This is a genomic window from Nocardia sp. 852002-20019_SCH5090214 (assembly GCF_001665865.1).
GTDB lineage: Bacteria > Actinomycetota > Actinomycetes > Mycobacteriales > Mycobacteriaceae > Nocardia > Nocardia nova.
In genome coordinates, this window is the sequence record NZ_LZMK01000053.1 from 1 (window position 1) to 554 (window position 554).

Below are 554 nucleotides of genomic sequence, written 5' to 3' on the forward strand. Positions count from 1 at the left end.
GATGAGGCCGCCAACATTGTCCGCTGGCGCAACCTGCCGAAGCAGTACAGCCACTTCGGATCTCGCGGCATCGTCGTCATGACCATTCTGCAGTCCTGGGCTCAGGGCGTGGGCTGCTGGGGCGAAGCGGGCATGAAGGCGCTGTGGTCGGCGGCCAACATCAAGGTCCTCGGCAGCGGATTGGACGACGAGGACTTCCTGCAGGCCCGCTCCCGCATCGTCGGTGATCACCGCGAGCTGGTCACCAGCGTCTCGCGCGGCCGGCGGGCGGACTCGGGCACCGAGTCGACCTCGCTGACCACCGAGGCCACTCTCACCGCCAGCGACATCAGCGCGATGCCCAAGGGCCGGGCGCTGGTCCTGGTCTCCGGGCACCGCCCGACTCTCGTGCGGGCCACGCCGTGGATGGAACGCGGCGACGCCGCCGATATCCGCGCCTCGATCGGCATTCACGCCCCCAACCAGTCCCGTACCACCCCGGCCGGGCCGCGCTTGCGGGCCGTGCCCTCCAGCGAGGAGGACGCAGCATGACCGACACAACCAGCACCAACGGC

General features: G+C 69.9%; 1 protein-coding gene. It reads left to right on the forward strand.

Translation table 11 applies throughout. The features are described 5' to 3' along the window. The coding region (locus A5780_RS06450) for a TraG/TraD/VirD4 family protein (protein WP_156769386.1) at positions 1–531 on the forward strand (531 nt) is incomplete at its 5' end. Between the last annotated feature and the right edge of the window lie 23 nt (positions 532–554).